We start from the raw sequence: 18,470 nt of genomic DNA, 5'->3' as shown, positions 1-18,470 counted from the left end.
GGACGCGAAAACGGGCGGCCTCTTCGTAAAGGAGGGTCCGCCCTTTCGTCGCTTGCAGATCTCAGGATCAGAACCGCGTCGTAAGCTCCACCTGTACCGTGCGGGGCAGGTTGCCGAAGCCGAGCTGATCTGCCGGAAAGCCGCCCGGCGTACCGGTGCCGCCCCCTGTCGAAGGGCCATCGACGACGCCGGTCACGTAAAACTCGTTCGTCAGGTTCTTGCCCAGAACCGCGATCTGCCACCGGTCATTCGCCGCGCCGAAGCGCACACCGGCATCCAGCGTGACATAGCTGTCCTGCCGGCTGAGCGGATTGCCGAAGCCCGACGGGTTGTAGTTGCCCGAATATTTCGCATCGACGTTGAAACCGATCTTGTAGTCCACGCCGAGGTCACGGTCGTAGGATGCGCCCAGGTTGCCGGTCCAGTCCGGCGCCACCGAAAGCTCGGTCCCCGTCAGGTTCTGCCGCGCGGCGATCGCGCTAATCGGGGTGCAGCCGGCCGCGGGCGTTTGCCCGGCATAGCACGGTGCCTGCGCGAAATCGGTATATTCCGCATCGGTATAATTCACCGAGCCATACACGTTCAGCCCCTCCACCGCATAGGGCGCGTATTCGAACTCCACCTCGACGCCGCGGGTACGCGCATCGGCGGTCAGCGTTTGAAATGCGAAGATCGGCGAGTTGAAGAAATCGATCTGCAGATCGCTGTAATCATAGGTGAAGGCGATCACGTTCAGCCTGAGCTGATTGTCGAGGATGGTCGATTTCACGCCGACTTCGAAACCCTCGGCTGTTTCCGGCTCGAACGTCAGATCGTCCTGCGGATTGGGTGAGAATTGCGAATTGATGCCCCAGTTCGAAAAACCGCCCGATTTATATGCGGTCTTGTACGCCCCGAACACCAGGAGGTCGCGGCTGGGCTTCCAAGTGAGCGAAGCTTCGGGCGAAACATCCTCGAAATGCTGCCGCGCAGTGATCACGCCCAGCCCGTCCGCCGCGTCCGAAGGGCGGAAGATACCTGTCAAAGCCGGATTGTTGTAAGGCTGGGTGAAGAAGCTGTCCTTCGTTTCGTCCGTATAGCGCGCGCCGCCCGCCAGTTCGAGCGTGTCGGTAATCGCGAAGGTCAGCTGTCCGAACACGGCGAATGTCTCGCCATCGGTAAAGCTGGTCTTCGATGTGCCGACATATTCGAATCCGGGCGGGGCGGCACTGTTCCGGATATTGCCGAGGATGATGTACTGATCGAAATCGCGGGTCGTATTCTGATACAGCCCCCCGACCATGAGGTTGAGCGGACCGTCGAGCTGCGACAGGAAACGAAGCTCCTGTGACCAGGCGTCCCAGCTGGAATCCTCCGTCGCCCAGTTCGAACCCGGCCCCGACTGAAAATCGCAGGCGCAGGCCCATTTGTTGTTGGTCCATTGATAGTTGGAGACCGAGGTGATCTGCAACACGTCGGCATCGTAGACGATGTTGAGCGTGCCGGCGGCGGATTCGTAACGGTTGAACAGGCTGCCGTCAGGCTTTGCAACCGGGAAATTCGCGGCGATCTCGGCCGGGAAGTTGTTCTGGTAATTGACGAACTCATCGGCGCAGGGTTCGCCCGTCAATTGCGACAACCCGCTGTCGAGACCGCAGCGATAGGCGACGTAGTTCCACGAATTGTTGTTCGCGTTGTTGATGTCGTAGCTGCCCTTGAGCGTGAAGGTAAGCCTGTCGGTCGGCTCGAACTTCAGCGTGGCGCGGCCGAGGAATTCTTCTTCCTGCGGCTGTTCGCGCGGGGCCGGCGGCGCGGTGAAGCTCAGGGGATCGCCGTCGCCGCCCGCGGCGAGGTCGGCGAAATCGACCGTGGTGTAATCGAACGGCTCGGCCTTGTTGGTGTAATAGCCGCCCTGCTGATTGGTGTAGCGCCCGGCGAGCCGGATGCCGAACGTATCGGAGAGCGGGTAGGACGCGATGGCCGCGAGCCTGTATTGCTCGGCCTGAAACTCGTACGATCCGCGCACGATGAATTCGGGCACCGGGCCGGGATCGTTGGTGGTGATCGAAATGACGCCAGCGGTCGCGTTCTTGCCAAAGAACAGCGCCTGCGGCCCCTTCAGCACCTCGACCCGTTGCAGGTCGAAGAACCCTTCGTTGATGATCCGCCCCTGCCCGTAATAGGCGCCGTCGACGACGACCGCGACCGATTGCTCGATCCCGATGGAGGTCGAGGACGACCCGATCCCGCGCAGGGTCAATTGCGCCCCCGAACCGTTGGAGGCGCGGCCCACGTTGAATTGCGGTGCGATGGCGGCGATTTTTTCGACACTGGTGATGTCGCGGTTCTGGATGACCTGTTCGGATATGGCGGTGACGGCCACGGGCACGTCCTGCACGCTTTCCTCGCGCTTGCGCGCCGTAACGACGATTTCAGAAAGGCCGCCGCGCGCCTGTTCGCCCGTCGCCTGATAATCGGTTTCGCTTTCGGCAAGCTGCGCAAAGGCCGGTGTTGCGCATAATGCCGCGCCGGCACAGCCCAGCATGAGGACGGATTTCACCGTGGGGGCCATCGTCGTTTCTCCCGTAGATGCGGCGCCGGACTTGGTCGTCCGGTCGCCTGTTTTTGTTGAAGGTCGAGCTTAGGAAAACCCGGCCCCTTTTCCTCCTCGTGTTTGCCATAGCTATCGAAACGAACAGGTGCATCGGCCCCGCCCCCTCGCGACCATGCGGGAAAAGAAAGGATGCCCATGACCAAGAATCGTTTCTGGCGGCTGGACCGCCATCCCGACGGCGACGATTTTGCCAGCGCGCTGTCGCTGCAGCAGGAAACGCTTGCCCCGTTGAAGGATGGGGAAATCCGGCTGAAGAACGAGTATTTGTCGATGGATGCCGGCACCCGCATGTGGATGGGCGAGCGCGAGGATGGCTATCAGCCGCCACTCCCGCTCGGCACGCCGATGTCGGGACAATCGATCGGGCGGATCGTGGAATCACGCGACGGCCGCTTTGCAGAAGGTTCGCTTGTCCGCGTTTTCGGGCAATGGGCCGAATATTCGACCGTCGTCCCGGACGACGCCTGGGCCGTCGTGCTCGACGATGACGTGCCCGACATTCGCCAGCATTTCGGCGTGCTTGGGCTCAATGGCTGGACCGCGCTTTATGGCGTTCGGGACATCATCGGTCTTGTCGAGGGCGACGTGCTCGTCGTGTCGGCGGCGGCCGGGGCAACAGGATCGCTCGCCTGTCAGATCGGCCGGAATCTCGGTGCGAAAGTCATAGGCATTGCCGGCGGGCCGGAAAAATGCGCGATCCTCACCGAACGGTTCGGCGTCGACATGGCGATCGATTACAAGAACGAGGACGTGGCCGAACGCATCGTCGCATTCGGCGACGCGCCGACCGCGTATTTCGAGAATGTCGGCGGTGCGATCCTCGAGGCGGTGATGCCGAACATGGCGCTGAAAGGCCGGATCGGCGTTTGCGGGCTGATCGCGGGATATGACCGCGACGAACCGATGCCCGGCCCCAGACATTTCGACCAAGTGTTGATGAAGCGGCTTCGTATCGAGGGGATCTTCCTGCCCGATGTGCCGGAAAAGGGTCCCGAACTTTACGAACGCCTGCTCGGCTGGCTTCGCGAAGGCAGCATCGACCTGCCCTTCGACATGACGCATGGGCTTGAAAACACGCTCGTCGCCTATGGCCGGATGATGACCGGCAAAAACGTCGGGAAAACGCTGCTGAAATTGTGACGTCGTCGATCAGGCCAGGATACCGACGCCGCGCTCCACGAACCAGTATGCGGCGAGCACGCCGATCGCCAGCAGCATCGTGGCGCGCAGCCGATCGCTGCGCGCCTGCCATGCAGGGGAGGCGTAGGTCCGCGACGCCGCGACAAGTCCCAGAACCGCCGCCACGAACAGCAGCTGGCCCGCCTCCACCCCGAAATTGAACCCTGCGAGCGACAGCGCGACCTGCGTCTGCGCAATGCCGATTTCGGACAACGCCCCTGCAAAGCCCAGCCCGTGCAAAAGACCGAAACCAGTTGCCACCAAAGCCGGATAGCGGAAGGTCAGCCCATTCTTGCGTCCCCGAACGAGTTCCGCCGCGAGAAACGCGATGCTGAGTGCGATGACCGCCTCGACCGCGCCGCCATTGACTCGCACATTGCCCAGCGTCGCCAGGCATATCGTCACCGCATGTCCAAGGGTGAAACCGGTCACGGTTATCGCCGTGCGTCGCCATTCCCCCGCAATCAGGACGAGGCACAGGAGGAAGAGGAGATGGTCGAAACCGAACAGGATATGATCGACGCCGATCCCGAAATACCGGCGCAGGACACCCCACGCGGTTTCGGTTTCCGGCAAGGCGATCCGGGTCGATCCGGCAGGCGCGGTCATGCTGGCGCTCTGACCGTTCTGGAATGCGCTGCGCACCAATATCGCCGACGCCGGCGTCCCCGAATGCCAGCGCAGCAAGAGCGCGGCGGGGCGGTCCAGGCATCGCACGATCCGGCTTGCGGCCACGCCTTCGCACGGACCGTCGAGCTGTAGTTGCGGCGCCTGCGACGGCGGCACATTGCCGGGCAGACGCGTTTCGAGCGTGTAGCCATGCTCGGTTCGTTCGGTTACCGTCACGACGAGCGGCAGGCTTTCATGGGCCCGCGCCGCGGCCCCGCCACAAAGCGTGAGAGCCACGAACAACAGCGCGCGCAGCAAGCCGATCATCGGCGGAGCGTTCCGATGTCGTCATCAATGCGCGCGTCGTAACGTGCGACGACGGCCCGCGTCGCCGCGTTCATACCGGCGGCCCGCCGTTCCCGATACCAGTCGTCGAGCACGGCCTCGCGCACGTCTTCGTAACGCGGGTCGCTTCCGGCATCCCTGCGAACGATGCGGACATAGTGCCAGCCGAGCCGCGAGCGCACGGGCCCTGTCCACTCGCCCGTTGGCAATTGCGCGATCCTATCGGCGAAATCGTCGCCCATTACCGAGGCAATCCGGTTCGGCCCGGCACCGACGAAGCTGCGTTGATAGGCGAACCGTTCGCCTGCGGCCAACCAGTCGGCGGGTGGCAATCCGGCCGCGCGGGCGCGGGACAGCGCCGCGTCCTCCCCGCCCCGCCCCGCATCGTAGAAGACATGATCGAAACCGATGGTTTCCGGTTCGCGATAGCGCGCCGCGTGCCGGCGGAAATAGCGGCGGAGCGTGTCCTGCGACGGGGTTTCGGCAATGTCCGGACGGAGCGCAAAGCGCAACGACTGTCCGAGCCGGCGGCGGATCGCGATATCGCCATCGTCCAGCCCCCACGCGACGGCCTCGCGATAAAGGGCCTGCTCCTCGACATAGCGATCGATCAGGGTCGCGCGCTGCTCCGGCGAAAGCGCGTCGAGCGAGGGTGGCGCGTCGGCGCGCTGCGCCACCTGCGCCAACGCCTCCCCCCCGCCCGCCGCGAGATAGCGTTCGAGCGTCGCACGATCGACCACGATGGTTTCCTCGCCATCGGAGCCGCGCGGATCGACGATCCCGGCAATGACGAAGATCAGAACGCCGACAACGAGAAACAGCAGCAGCGGATCGACCTTCGACAGCCGCTCGCGCATCGTCATCGCGGATGATACCAGATCGGCGAGCTATAGGCCCGGTCCTGCACCACCCGGGGCACGCGCGCGGGCAACTGTATCCCGAAATATTTCATGTCATATGTGGTCCAGCGCGGCCGCGGAATTTCGATGACCCGGACATAGTAGAACGCCGGCTGATCGGGATCGAAATCCGGATCGCTCCAATAGGTCGAAAGTTCGGGATCGCCGATCGAATTGTCGTAGCTGGCGTCGGCGACATCCACCGTGCTCCCGACATCGGGCACGGTCCCGTCGGGACCGACACGGCGTCCGTCCGACAGGGCCACCTCATAGATCTTTTCATGCGTGCGCCCCTCGGCGTCGAGCCAACCCTTCACCACCTGCGCCCGGTCGAGATTGGCGCCGTCCCCGTCGCGCACCGCATGGATCATGAAGCCGGGGGCGCGCCCGTTTGCGGCACGCGCAAGATCGCCGCCCATCGGGACCCCCTTGCGATAACCGATGCGCGCATAATCGGGGCGATCCACATCGCGCGGGGCATAGTCGTAGCCGCCGAAGAATCGCAACCGGATGCGCGACCCGGTCGTTCCATAGGTTTCGCGCCGCATCAGCGCATCGAAGATCGACGCGCGCGTATTTTCGGGCGCCCATACCGCGGCAAGGCCGGACGCGCCCAGTTCCCAGCTTTCCTGAAGGACAGCCGCCATTTTCTGCTTCCACCGATCGGGGGACGGTTCCGATTCCAGGAACTTGCCGAAGAAATTGTCTTCTTGCGTCGTCGACAGGCCGGTATGGGTATCGGTGCTGCCGATCATGCCGAACTTGAACGGATTGACGCCAAGCGCGCGTTCATGGCGCAGCCCTTCGCGCAAGGCGGACCGCGCGTATTCGTACGGCAGCATCCACTCCTGCTTCTCGGCCGTGAGGCTGATATTGCCCTTGTCCCAGGTTTCAAAATCGGCAAAGCGATCGCCGGGCGACAGGCTGGGGTGCGCTTCTCCGTCCCCCTTCACCTGCGTGACCTCGTACACCGGTTCCCAGCGGCTGCGCATTTCGGCATATTGCGCGTTCAACGGTTGTCCATTGTTGCGAACCGGTGCGAACATGCGCCCGTTCGACACATTGCCGTTATGCGCGATTGCCAGCGTCCGCGTGCCCGCCGCCTCGTATTTCGCCAGGGCGTTCCACAGATCTTCGGGGTCCGTGGAATCCTGCGCCGTATAGGGCAGGACGTTTTTCGCCTGCTGTGCATCGCCGCGAAACAGGACGACGCGGTGCAGATTGTCGCCGTTGATCATCGACGTCCATTCATAGCCGATGAGAGCGGTGAAACGGCCCGGACGATCGTAACGATCGGCAAGATCGGCGACATCGTTCCATACGCTGCGCACGACACGGTCGGGCGTGCGATATTTCCGTTCCCTCGATTGAATGGCATCCGCGAAATCGACGATCAGCTTCGCCTGCTCGTTTGCCTTGAGATAGCCGAGCCATTTGCGTCCCAGATCCCATTGGGCGAACGCATCGTCGCGGGCGAGCAGGCGCGGAAAGACGCCCAGATATTCGGCATGATCGGTGATGGCGATAAAATCGAGCGGGCGACGCAGGCGCGCATCCATTCCATTGTCGGCGGTGATCGTATCCCCCATGGCGAAGCGATAGGCTTCTTCCGGCGCGACCCCCCGTGTCCCGGTCAGAAATGCATCCGGCGACAGGTTCGTATGCATGTGCAGATCGCCGAAATACAGGTTGTTTTCGGCCGGTTCGCGAAGCGGGGCGGAGTAGGGCGACGTCCGATCCACCGCGCCATCCTGCATTGCGTGCAGCGGCGCCGAACCCTGCGCCGTCGTCGCCGATGCCTGGCGCGTCATGTCCGCCCAGGCCGCCGCACCGCCCCCCGATAGTGCCAGAGCACAGACCCCAAGCCACAGCCGCCACTTTCCACCCATTGCACATCTTCCCAGATCGTTACCGGCGTATTTTCTCCGGCGCGAAAAAGCGATCACCGCCCGGTGAATATTGCTTCGACACACCCGGTTTGCCGCCGACGACAAAATGTGACGATTCTACGCAAGGACCGACACTCCCCCTTGTCACAGTTGCCCTGTGCGTTCGCCGCGTCAAACCACAGGGACAACCATACAACACAACCGGGAGATTTCATGACACAGAACAGAACCGCCATCGTGACAGGTGCGGCATCGGACGCAGGGCTCGGCTATGCCGCCGCTCGCCTGCTCGCCCAGGATGTGATGACCGTCTACATCACCGACATCGACGGGAATGCCGTGATGAAACGGGCAGAGGAGCTGTCCGCCAACGGTTGCAAGGTCGTCGCCGCACAGCAGGATGTCACCGACGAGAGCGCGTGGAACGCCCTCATCTCTCGTGTGAAGGAGGAAACCGGGCGCATCGATGCATTGGTCAACAATGCGGGTATTGCCGTCCTTCGCATGATGGACGATCTGACCGAAGAAAGCTGGGACCGTCAGATCGATATCAACATGAAGAGCGTCTATATGGGATGCCGCGCCGTGCTGCCGATGATGAAGGCGCAGGAAAGCGGCTCGATCGTCAACCTGTCTTCGGTCGCGGGAATGATCGGCATTCCCGGCTGCACCGCCTATTCCGCGAGCAAGGCCGGGGTGCGCGTGATGTCGAAAAGCATCGCGATGGAGGTGGCCGCACAGAACATCCGCGTCAACACCGTGCATCCGGGCATGATCTGGACAGACATGCAGAAGGTCGCGATCAAGGACAATCCGGAACAATACGACATCATCACCCAGGGCATCCCGATGAAACGCATGGGTAAGCCAGACGATATCGCGCAGATGGTGCTCTTCCTGGTTTCCGACCGCTCGACCTATATCACCGGGAGCGAGTTTGTCGTGGACGGCGGCATGACGGCGCAATAACCGCGCCCCGCCACATCGAAAACAAAAGGGACGCGCATCGGTGGATGCGCGTCCCTTCTTTCGTTTGACCGGGGGGCGATCAGAAATCCATGCCCACCGTCACGCCATAGGTGCGCGGTTCACGCGCGGAGGCAAAGGAGAACAGCCCCGCGACCGTGAACGCCGCCGTCGTCCCGCGATCGTCGAGCAGATTGCGGCCGAATGCGCTGATATAGGCCTCCGTATTGCCCATCATGAAATTCGCAGTGAGTGTCGCATCGAGCAGATTCTGCTTGTCGGTGCGCACCCGCGGATCGTTGCCACCCACGATGACCGGCCCGTTGACCAAATCGCCTGATAGCGGGCCGAGCGAAATCTGCTGATCATATTCGCCGATGAAGCGATAGCCGACCGTCCCGACCAGTTCGCCGAACGAAACGGGCTGCGAATATTGCGCGCCGATGGAGGCGGTCACATCCGGGCTGTAAATAGGGTCGTTCGCGGAATAGTCGAAGGGCACGAGCACGCCTCCAACCAGATTGCCCGCGATGAAATCGTCGAATTCGGCATCGAGCAGTCCGAGCGTCGCGTTCAAACGCAAGCCGGTGACGGGCCGCCATGTGGCATCGGCCTCGATACCCTTGATCGTGGAGGAACCGACGTTCGACGTGATCGTCTGGTTCCCTTGCGGCCCGCCGGGAATGGTCGTGTTCTGTTGCAGGCCGTCATATTTCGACAGGAAAGCCGCGACGTTGAACTGAAGCGTATTGTTCAGCATGTCGAGCTTGGCGCCGACTTCGTAGCTGTCCACGATTTCGGGCTGAAACGAAAGGGCGGCGGTTTCCGGCGTTTGCGCACGCGGATTGAACCCGCCCGAACGATAGCCCTGCGACCAGCTGGCATAAAGGAGCATGTCCGGGTTCGGCCGCCAGTCGACGCCGACCTTGGGCGTGAACTTGTCGAATGTCGCCTCTCCCTGTCCGATCAGGCCGGTTTGCAGAAAACCGTTCGAGAGCGATTTTCTATCCTTGGTCCAGCGTCCACCGAACGAGAGCCGAACCGCATCGAACACTTCCCAGTTGAAATCGCCGAAAACCGCGTAGCTTTCGGTGGCGCCATTGACCGAACGGGGATTGGTATCGGCATCGCGCACGTCCAGCTGGTCGTTGAACCGGAATACGCGCGTGAATTGCTGCAACGAGAAATCGGAATTGAAGTAGAATCCGCCGACGACATAATCGAACCCGTCGAACAGATCGCCTGCTGCGCGGATTTCCTGGCTGAACTGCTTGTAGCTTTGCACACGGTTGGAGAAGAACAGATCGACGCTGGTCCCGTCGAAATCCTGCTGCTGATCCTCGCTGGACTTGCGCCAGCCGGTGACGGAGGTGAGCCGGACAAGGCCGGTATCCCAGTTCATCTCGGCGGTGAGCGCCGGCGCGCTATAGGTGCCGAATGCAGGGCTTCCGAACACGGTGTAAAGATCGTCGGTAGTGTTGCGATTGCATTGATCGGCCGGCGCGAAATTGCAGATCACCTCCCCCGTGCGCGAGATGCCGGGGTTGACGACTTCGAAATCCTGTTCCTGTTTCTCGACCGTCATCAAGAGGTCGAAATCGCTGCTCGGTTCGACGGCAATGGCGACACCGTAATTGTAGTTCTTCGATCCGCCACGCCGGTCGCCCGTTTCATTGTCGCGATAGAAACCGTTGCTTTCGTTGTAGAAGAAGAACGGCTTGACCCCGATGATGTCGCCGATACCGAAATTGACGACGGCCCGACCGCTATAGGTTCCGAAGCGTGCGACGGATGCCTCTGCCTTCAGCCCCGTGGTAAAGGTGGGGCGGGTGCGACGGATATTGATGACGCCGCCGATCGTGTTGCGCCCGAACAAGGTCCCCTGCGGCCCGCGCAGAACCTCGATCTGTTCGATGTCGAAGAAATCGAGCAATTGGCCGGTGTTCGTGCCGATGAAGACGCCATCGATCACAACGCCCACGGTGGGCTCCTGCGATTTTTCGACGTCGGCATAGGTCAGGCCGCGGATCGAGAGATTCGCCGCCGCCGCGCCCGAGTTCTGCTGCGTGATGAGGAGGTTGGGCGCCTCGCCCTGAAGATCGCCGATATTGAGCGAATTCTTGTTTTCCAGCATCGCGGCGTTGATGGCCGTGATCGCGATCGGCGTGTTTTGCAACGATTCCTCGCGCCGGCGGGCGGTCACGATGATCTGATTGGCGTTGGTGGATTGCGTCACGGGCCCCGCGGCGGGGGTCGGCCCCTCCGGATCAGGAACGATGTCCGTATCCTCGTTGGACGCCTGCGCATGCGCCGCCTGTGCAACGAACATGGCAGAGCTGGCAAAGGCTGCGGCCGCGATGGCGCGCGAAAAGCTTTTCTTCAAGGTCTTCCTCCCCACGGAATATGCCCGGGCCAGCTTTTTACCGCAGCCTCGGTTGTCGCAGTTTGCGCATGTTGATCGGATTTGCGTTACTGCCCTTTTTGTGAGGTGTGCCCGCCCCTTCAAAATCCGACATTTCTGACGCCAAGGGAGATGCATGCATGACCGAGAACCGACGTTTCCTGCTCCGCCGCCGGCCCGAAGGCGATCCGGCGCGCGACGATTTTGAACTGGTGAGCGAAACCGTGCCCTCCCCCCCGCCGAACGGCTTCGTCGTGCGCAACCATTATTGCAGCATCGACCCCGCGATGCGCGGATGGATGGATGACGAGCCGAGCTATATGCCGCCGATCGCATTGGGCGATCCAGTTCGTGCGACGACCGTGGGCATCGTGCATGCGTCTGACAATCCGGATTACCCGGTCGGCCAATGGGTGATTGGGCTGAACGCGATCGAGGAGTATTCCGTCGTGACGCCCGGCCATTTCACCGCGCCGGTCGATATCGGCGCTGTGGATTCGCCTACCCGTTTCCTGACCGCGATGGGCGCCGTATCGCTCACCGCCTATTTCGGGATGACCGACGTCGCAAAGCCGAAGCCGGGAGAGACATTGTGCGTGACGGGCGCGGCCGGCGCGGTCGGTTCGGTCGTCGGGCAGATCGGCAAGATCCACGGATGCCGTGTGATCGGTATCGCCAAGGGCCCGGAAAAATGCCGCCGCCTCATCGATGATTACGGCTTCGACATCGCTATCGACTATCGCGGCAAGAGCATCGAGGACCTTTCCGGCGAGATCGCGAAGGCGGCGCCCGACGGGCTCGACATGGTGTTCGAGAACGTCGGCGGCCCGATCATGGAGGCCGAGATGCTCAACCTCGCCGCCCATGCCCGCATCGTCCTTTGCGGCTTGATCAGTGAATATAACGCGGACGAACGCGTCGGCCTGCGCAACCTATGGCAATTGATTGTGCATCAGGCGACGATACACGGCTTCCTCATCGCCGATTACGCACCCCGTTTTCCCGAGGGCGGCGCAAAAATCATGGAATGGGTCGGCGAAGGCAGGCTGCGCATCGACGAGGATGTGCAGGAGGGAATCGAGAACAGCTACGACACCTTCATGCGCCTGTTTACAGGGGCGAACGAAGGCAAGCAGATATTGAAAATCGCATGATGCACGAGGCCCGTCTCCACGCGCGCCGCGCGATCGTCACCGGGGCTGGGTCGGGCATCGGCGCCGCGGTCGCCGCCCGCCTGCGCCGCGACGGGGCCCATGTCTTTACCGCCGATCGTGCAGGCGAGGTTGACATGACCGGCGACCTTACCGAAGATGGCGCGAACACTGCACTGGTCCGCGATGCGGCAGAACGGCTCGGCGGGATCGATATCCTGGTACCGTGCGCCGGGATTTCGGCGTTCTGTCCGCTCGACGGGCATGACGATGCTTATTTCCGCACGGTGTTTGAGGTGAACGTAATGGCCGTCTTTCACCTCATTCGCGATGCGTTGCCGTTTCTCAAACTATCGCGCGCGGGGCGGATCGTGACCATCGGGTCCACCACCTCCTCCTTCGGGGATGAGGGGCTGGCCGCCTATTCCGCGTCGAAACACGCGGTGCTGGGGCTTACCAAATCGGTCGCGGCGGAGCTTGGCCCCCATGGCATCACCGCCAATTGCGTGCAGCCCGGCGCCATCGACACGCCGATGACCGCACCTGCCTTTGCCGAAATGCCGGAATATCGGACCTTCTGGGAAAACAAGGCGCCGCTCCGCCGGCTGGGACGGTCGGAGGACATCGCCGATGTGGTGGCATTCCTGTGCAGCGACGATGCGCGCTTCATGACGGGCCACGGCCATTTCGTCGACGGTGGTGCGATGGTGCGGCACTGATCGCGCGCATCCGGGCGGGCACGCCGGGTGTGGGGCGCCGCAAAGCGATATGACAAGAACGAGGGAGAGTGACCGATGGCGAAACTGAAGCAAAAGCGCGCCTTGATCCTGGGCGCGAGCAGCGCGGGCAACATGGGTCAGGTCATGGCCCGCCGTTTCATGGACGAAGGCGCCCGGGTTCTGGTGTCGGGTCGCAAGGACGACGTACTCGATCAGTTCGCACAGGAGACCGGCTGCGATTACGCGACATGCGACCTCACACAGGAGGACAGCGTGAATGCGCTCGCCGATACGGCGGTGCGGAAAATGGGCGGTATCGACATCGCGGTCAACGCGACGGGGTGGGGCCTGCTTACCCCATTCCTCGACAATACGCGGCAACAGCTTGAGGACATGGCCGCCCTCCAATTCATCGGCCCGTTTCAGTTTTATCAGGCGATGCTGCGCAAGATGGCGAAATCGCAGGGGGGCGCGGGCGGGTCGATCATTCAGATCAGCTCCGCCACGGCCAGCATCATGCTCTGGGATCATTCGGCCTACATGGGCACCAAGGCCGCCACGGATCAGATCATCCGCTGTATCGCCAACGAATTCGGCCATGACGGCATACGCGCCAATTCTATCGCCCCCGGTCTGACCGAAACGCCGATGACGGCCGAGGCCGGCGATGTGCCCGGCATCTACGAAGCCTTCGTGCCGGGTTACCCGCTCGGCCGCTACGGCACGAGCGATGATATCGCGGCCGCCGCCGTGTTCCTGGCGAGCGACGAATGTTTCATGACCGGCGAGGTGCTACAAGTGAACGGCGGCCTTCGCCTGCGCGGCAATCCGTCCAAGGCGGACATCGCAGCCAGTATCAAACGCCACGCCGGCGGCTGAACCTATCGCGGCGCGATATAGCCAAGTTGCGTCGCCTTGAACAAGGCCTGCCCCCGGTTGACGGCGTCGAGCTTGTCGCTGGCGTTCTTCATGTGAAAACGCACGGTGGCGCGGCTGCGTTCGAGGATCATGCCGATTTCGGTGTCGGTCTTGCCGATCGCGGCCCAGTGCAGGCATTCCACTTCGCGCTTGGTCAATTGCGGCGCAATGGGAACCTCGCGGCTGTCGCACATGGCATGGACATAGCCGACCATGAACAGCCGTGCGAGCAGGCCGAGCACCGTGCCGTTGCGCGCGAAATCCTCCGCTAGATCGAGCTTCGTCCGGTCGTGCGGGATGAAGCTTGCCGCGCCGATCTGGCCGAACGGCATGTGCGTCGGCACCACGATCGCCGCCGGGGTCAGCCCGCGCTTCACAAAATCGCGACAATCGAGCGAGGCCAGCATCGGGTTCGGTACGATGGTCCTGAAGCCTTCCTCGTTGCACCAGAACGGTTCGCTTTCATACCGGCACGCGGTCGGCAGCGGCGAATCCAGCGCGAGTTGCGGCGTACGCCACCAACGATCCTCATCATCGTCGGTCCATCCGAAAACGTCGGTGGCAAGACATCGGCCATCGGCATCGTTCATCTGTTCGCGAATGGCGATATTATGGCATACGGCGACTCGATATTCGCCCAGTTCGCGTGAAATATCGCGCAGGTTTTCCGCCGCACCGCGCACATCGGCGGGCGTGCGGATCGTAACCTTTTCCAGAATCTTGTCGAAACGTGCCATGTGATTTGTCATCCTCTCGCGCGCGTTCTACGCGTCGCTGAGAGTAATAGTCCCACCTGGACCGCTTTCGTCAACCTTTGTCCGACCCTCCGCCAACCGGCATGCGAAGGATCGGGCATTCAGCCTTCGAGTTTTTCGCGAACATCTGCGCGCAACATATCCTTGCGGATCTTGCCGCTCGCCGTTCGGGGGTAGTCGTCGACGAATTCGAACCGCTCCGGGGTCTTCTGTTTCGCAAGGCCGCTGTCCTGCACATGGCGGCAGAGCGCCTCGACACTGGCGGGCGGACCTGCGGAGATGATATAGGCGCACACCCCCTCGCCCAGCCGTTCGTGCGGCATGGCAACGACGCTCGCATCGCGAACCTGCGGATGGGTGCGAAGCACGTCCTCGATCTCGACCGCGCTGATATTCTCGCCGCCGCGAATGATGAGATCCTTCTTGCGACCGGTAATGGTGATTGCGCCGTTCGCTTCGATATTGCCGAGGTCGCCGGTCTGAAAATAACCGTCGCGCGTTATCGCGGCTGCGGTCTGATCCGCATCGGCGTAGCCCAGCATCATCGATGCACCACGTGCGAGAATCTCTCCCTCCGTACCGGCTGGCACATCCCGACCGGCCTCGTCGACCACGCGCACGTCATAGGTAACGACCTGCCCGTCGGTCGTCGCGGCGAGCGTCTCGTCCTGCGGCCAGCCATAGGTGACGAGCGGCACCTCCGAGGCGCCGAACACGCGAAACGCGTTCAGATTGTCGAACGCTTCGTGTGCGCAGGGGATGAGATCGGGCGGAACCGCCGCGCCGCCGCACGCGAACCATCGCATCGTCGGCAGGCGGGTGCCCGCGTCGCGCGCCGCATCGGCCAGCTCCACGAGAAAGGGCGTGGCCGCCACGGTCCCCGTCACGCCATGCTTCTCGATCAGCCTGATCGCCTCGTCCGCGTTCCATGCTTCCATCAATATGACGGATGTGCCCGACACCAGCGGACTTTCCAGCCCGTTGGCATAGCCCGATATATGCGTGACCGGCGATGGCATGATGATCGCATCGCCCGCCGCCACGCCCCAATGCTCGTAGCTCGTGCGCAGGATGTGTTCGATTGTGTTGTGGCTGTGCAGCACCCCTTTGGGCAGGCCGGTCGTGCCGGAGGTATAGAGCACCATCTTCACCCCGTTCGGGTCGATTGCGGCGCGTTGCTGCGGCATGCCGCGCCCTTCGTCGACAAGCGCGGCGAAATTGTCCGGACCCGACCCGCGAATGGTGAAGGTGAAAGCAAGGTCCGCCAGCTCATTACGCAGGCGCTGCGCCATTTGCGAAAAATCGAACCGCCGGAATTCGGTACAGGTGAAGAACGCCCGCGCCCCGCAATCGCGCAGCATCTGCCGCACCTCCGCATCGCGGTAGATCGGCACGATCGGATTGACGATGAAACCCGCGATCGCGCAGGCGAGGTTGAGCACCGCCGCCTCGTGCCAATTGGGTACCTGAAACGCGACCACGTCGCCTGCCTGCAACCCGCGCGCGCGCATGGCGGAGGCCAGCGCATGCGCATCGGCCAGCCATTCCCGCCGGGTCAGCGCGCGTTTGTCATCGATCATCGCGACGAATTCGGGGTCCTCGGCAACCCGGCGCTCCGCAAGGTCGGCGATGGTCAACCCGCGCCAGGCATCGGCAAAGGGGCGCAGATGAGCAGGCGGTATCATAAGCCAGTCCCACGGCTTCGTTCCGCCCGCGCCGCCATGCGCGGCGCCCGTCGCTTCAACCGTGGTACCGCCCGAGTGCGGTTCGTCGTTCTCGTAGCTGTTCATCCGCGTTTCCTCCCCGATGCGCCGACATGCGCGGGCCCGCTCATCCGTCATGGCGTGCCATGCGACGCACGCTTCTTCCATTGTCGAAAAGGCGAGGCACCTGTCACCTTTCGCAGTTATCGGGACCGGCGCGGTTTGGTAAAAAATCCCGACAAGCAGGTACACAGAAACGTGCCGAAACGCATGCGGAGAGGCGCAGCATATGGAATATATCGATCGCAAGAAGAAGATGGGCGAAGTCGCCGGCATCATGATGGACTATGTCGAGAATAAAAAGACCCATCAGACCGACAAGACGATGACCGTCCCCACCCGGTCCTATACCGACCCCGAACAGTTCGAGGCGGAGATCGAGCGGATCTTCAAGACGGTCCCGCTCATGCTCGCCTTCACCGCCGAATTGCCCAACAACGGCGATTACAAGGCGATGGAGGCGGTCGGCATGCCGATCCTCATCAATCGCGACAAGAAGGGCAAGGTCCGCGCCTTCCTCAACGTATGTTCGCACCGCGGCGCGCCGGTGGCGGAGGAAGGGCGCGGCAATTGCCCGGTTTTCGTGTGCAAATATCACGCATGGTCGTTCGGACAGGACGGGCGGCTGATGGGCGTTGCTGAACAGGGCACCTTCGGCAAGGTCGACAAGGCCGAACGCGGGTTGAAGCAATTGCCCTGCGAGGAGCGCGGCGGCATGATCTTCGTCTGCCTCGACCCCGATGGCGAAATCGACCTCGACGACTATTTTCAAGGCTATCTCGGCGATTTCGAGGATCTGGATTTCGCGAACTGGCATTACGTGGGGAGCCGGACGATCCACGGCGCGAACTGGAAAATCGCGTTCGACGGCTATCTCGAAGGGTATCATTTCTCCTCGCTTCACCCCGAAACGATCCACCCGCGCACACCGTCCAACTGCATGCATTACGAAGGGTTCGGGCCGAGCATGCGGATCGGGTTTCCGCAGCACGAGATCAGCACTCTTCTGAACGACGTGCCGGAGGAGGAATGGGGCACGCGGGAAAATTACGGATATGACTTCGTGCGCATCCTGTTTCCCAACGTATCCATCTTCGTCGCGCCGGAAATCACGCAGGTGGCGCAGCTTTTCCCCGGACCGACGCCGGACAGGAACCGCACCGTATTGAACTACCTGCGCCGCGATCCGCCAAAGGACGAGGAAGACGCACAGGCGCTCGAGCAATATTGCGATTTCTTCCGCAACGTGACCTATGAAGAGGATTACGTCATCGGCATGGAGATTCAGAAAGGCCTCGAAAGCGGCGCGCACGAGGCGCTGATCTTCGGCAAGAACGAGCGCGGGAACCAATATTTCCACGAATGGCTGAATTGGTATGTCGCGGGCGACCAGGACGCGCCAAAGCCGGAAATGTAGGAGCGCGCATCATCATGGCCATCACGTTGATGTCGATCTTTCGGCGCCGGGCGGGCATGAGCCATGCCGCGTTCGTCGATTATTATGAAACGGTTCACCGGTTGATCGGCGAACGGGTTCTAGCCGGATATGCGACCCGCTATGTCCGGCGCTTCACGACCCCGATCGACGGGGAGGAACGCGGGGACGAGGTCGATGCCGTGCTCGAGATCGATTTCCCTTCGCAGGAGCGGATGGAGGCGTTCTTCGCCTCAGTTCAGGATCCGCAAATCGCCGCCATGATCGCGGAGGACGAGCCGAAGCTGTTCGATGCGGCGACGATGCGCAGCTACGTGCTCGACGAACGCGTCTCCGAAATGCCGCCCGTGGAATAGACCGCGCCGCGAACGGTTCGCAAGGGGACGATACGCGGCACGCGTCGGCCTACGCCGCAGACGATGTCATATGCATCACGCGATAGGTCGGGTAAACACTCAGCGCCCGTCGATCCGCGCGATTTCATCGTCGTAACGCCCGCGAACACGCATGTCCCGACCGCTTTCCGGGTCCTGGAATATCTCGGAGGTAAAGCTGTGCCCACGGGCGGCGTCGCCATCGAAGACGATACTGCCGGGCGTGGTGACGTAGATCATCGGCTTCGTGCAATTGTCGAGACCATAGATATCCATGGATTTCACCCATGCATCGACGATGGCCTCGCGCCCGTCGAGGTCGGGAAATTCGGGAAGCGCCCAATAGGCATCGAGTGCCCAGCATGCGCCCCAGCTTTCCGCGTTCTTTTCCGTGACGCCGTTGGAATAGGTTTCGAGTAGCTCCCGGATCGCGAGCCGGTCCTCGATAGGGCCTGTGAATGCCATATGCGTTTC

General features: G+C 62.2%; 15 protein-coding genes. 7 read left to right on the top strand and 8 right to left on the bottom strand.

The features are described from left to right. Positions 1–67: 67 nt before the first annotated feature. On the bottom strand, positions 68–2,551 hold the full coding sequence (locus tag K4G67_RS09960) for a TonB-dependent receptor (RefSeq protein WP_239806229.1): 2,484 nt from the start codon (positions 2,549–2,551) through the stop codon (positions 68–70). 177 nt (positions 2,552–2,728) lie between these two features. Here K4G67_RS09960 and K4G67_RS09955 point away from each other — a divergent pair, with 177 nt between their 5' ends. Further along, a complete protein-coding gene (locus K4G67_RS09955; protein WP_239806228.1) occupies positions 2,729–3,733 on the top strand; it encodes an NADP-dependent oxidoreductase in 1,005 nt (334 codons plus the stop codon). A gap of 9 nt (positions 3,734–3,742) precedes the next feature. On the opposite strand, the gene K4G67_RS09950 is transcribed toward K4G67_RS09955, so the two are convergent. The 3 genes from K4G67_RS09950 to K4G67_RS09940 are packed head-to-tail and all read right to left on the bottom strand — an operon-like array spanning position 3,743 to position 7,514. Next, positions 3,743–4,708, bottom strand: coding sequence for a HupE/UreJ family protein (locus K4G67_RS09950; RefSeq protein WP_239806227.1), 966 nt, complete (start codon positions 4,706–4,708; stop codon positions 3,743–3,745). After that, positions 4,705–5,589 carry a peptidyl-prolyl cis-trans isomerase gene (locus K4G67_RS09945; protein WP_239806226.1) on the bottom strand — a complete coding sequence of 295 codons (885 nt, stop codon included), beginning with the start codon at positions 5,587–5,589 and terminating at the stop codon, positions 4,705–4,707. The genes K4G67_RS09950 and K4G67_RS09945 overlap by 4 nt, the downstream gene beginning before the upstream one ends. After that, the gene (locus K4G67_RS09940; RefSeq protein WP_239806225.1) at positions 5,586–7,514 is read right to left on the bottom strand and encodes a DUF3604 domain-containing protein; all 1,929 of its coding nucleotides are present in this window, start codon (positions 7,512–7,514) and stop codon (positions 5,586–5,588) included. Before K4G67_RS09940 ends, K4G67_RS09945 begins: the two co-directional genes overlap by 4 nt. 213 nt (positions 7,515–7,727) lie before the next feature. On the opposite strand from K4G67_RS09940, the gene K4G67_RS09935 reads away from it, so the two are divergent. Continuing rightward, positions 7,728–8,483 (top strand): SDR family NAD(P)-dependent oxidoreductase, encoded by a 756-nt coding sequence (locus tag K4G67_RS09935; protein ID WP_239806224.1) that lies wholly within the window; start codon positions 7,728–7,730, stop codon positions 8,481–8,483. Positions 8,484–8,562: 79 nt separating this feature from the next. Here K4G67_RS09935 and K4G67_RS09930 read toward each other — a convergent pair whose 3' ends face one another. After that, a complete protein-coding gene (locus K4G67_RS09930) occupies positions 8,563–10,863 on the bottom strand; it encodes a TonB-dependent receptor (RefSeq protein WP_239806223.1) in 2,301 nt (766 codons plus the stop codon). 158 nt (positions 10,864–11,021) lie between these two features. On the opposite strand from K4G67_RS09930, the gene K4G67_RS09925 reads away from it, so the two are divergent. From K4G67_RS09925 to K4G67_RS09915, 3 genes are all read left to right on the top strand, one after another. Further along, positions 11,022–12,035, top strand: a complete 1,014-nt coding sequence (locus K4G67_RS09925; protein WP_239806222.1) for an NADP-dependent oxidoreductase — start codon at positions 11,022–11,024, stop codon at positions 12,033–12,035. After that, positions 12,032–12,751: an SDR family NAD(P)-dependent oxidoreductase gene (locus K4G67_RS09920; RefSeq protein ID WP_239806221.1), complete on the top strand. Its 720-nt coding sequence runs from the start codon at positions 12,032–12,034 to the stop codon at positions 12,749–12,751. Before K4G67_RS09925 ends, K4G67_RS09920 begins: the two co-directional genes overlap by 4 nt. Before the next feature lie 75 nt (positions 12,752–12,826). Beyond that, entirely contained in the window at positions 12,827–13,630 is an 804-nt protein-coding gene (locus tag K4G67_RS09915) for an SDR family NAD(P)-dependent oxidoreductase (protein ID WP_239806220.1), read from the top strand. Positions 13,631–13,632: 2 nt separating this feature from the next. Here K4G67_RS09915 and K4G67_RS09910 read toward each other — a convergent pair whose 3' ends face one another. Next, on the bottom strand, positions 13,633–14,406 hold the full coding sequence (locus K4G67_RS09910) for a helix-turn-helix transcriptional regulator (RefSeq protein ID WP_239806219.1): 774 nt from the start codon (positions 14,404–14,406) through the stop codon (positions 13,633–13,635). A 119-nt stretch (positions 14,407–14,525) separates the two neighbouring features. Continuing rightward, entirely contained in the window at positions 14,526–16,265 is a 1,740-nt protein-coding gene (locus tag K4G67_RS09905; protein ID WP_239806218.1) for an AMP-binding protein, read from the bottom strand. Positions 16,266–16,416: 151 nt separating this feature from the next. On the opposite strand from K4G67_RS09905, the gene K4G67_RS09900 reads away from it, so the two are divergent. Beyond that, complete coding sequence (locus K4G67_RS09900) at positions 16,417–17,604, top strand: aromatic ring-hydroxylating oxygenase subunit alpha (protein WP_239806217.1); 1,188 nt, start codon at positions 16,417–16,419, stop codon at positions 17,602–17,604. 14 nt (positions 17,605–17,618) lie between these two features. Beyond that, the gene (locus K4G67_RS09895; RefSeq protein ID WP_239806216.1) at positions 17,619–17,978 is read left to right on the top strand and encodes an EthD domain-containing protein; all 360 of its coding nucleotides are present in this window, start codon (positions 17,619–17,621) and stop codon (positions 17,976–17,978) included. Between the two features lie 99 nt (positions 17,979–18,077). Here K4G67_RS09895 and K4G67_RS09890 read toward each other — a convergent pair whose 3' ends face one another. Beyond that, on the bottom strand, positions 18,078–18,461 hold the full coding sequence (locus K4G67_RS09890; RefSeq protein ID WP_239806215.1) for a nuclear transport factor 2 family protein: 384 nt from the start codon (positions 18,459–18,461) through the stop codon (positions 18,078–18,080). Between the last annotated feature and the right edge of the window lie 9 nt (positions 18,462–18,470).

Source organism: Croceicoccus hydrothermalis (genome assembly GCF_022378335.1).
In the GTDB taxonomy this organism is placed as follows: domain Bacteria; phylum Pseudomonadota; class Alphaproteobacteria; order Sphingomonadales; family Sphingomonadaceae; genus Croceicoccus; species Croceicoccus hydrothermalis.
This window is presented reverse-complemented; position numbering and strand designations above follow the sequence as displayed.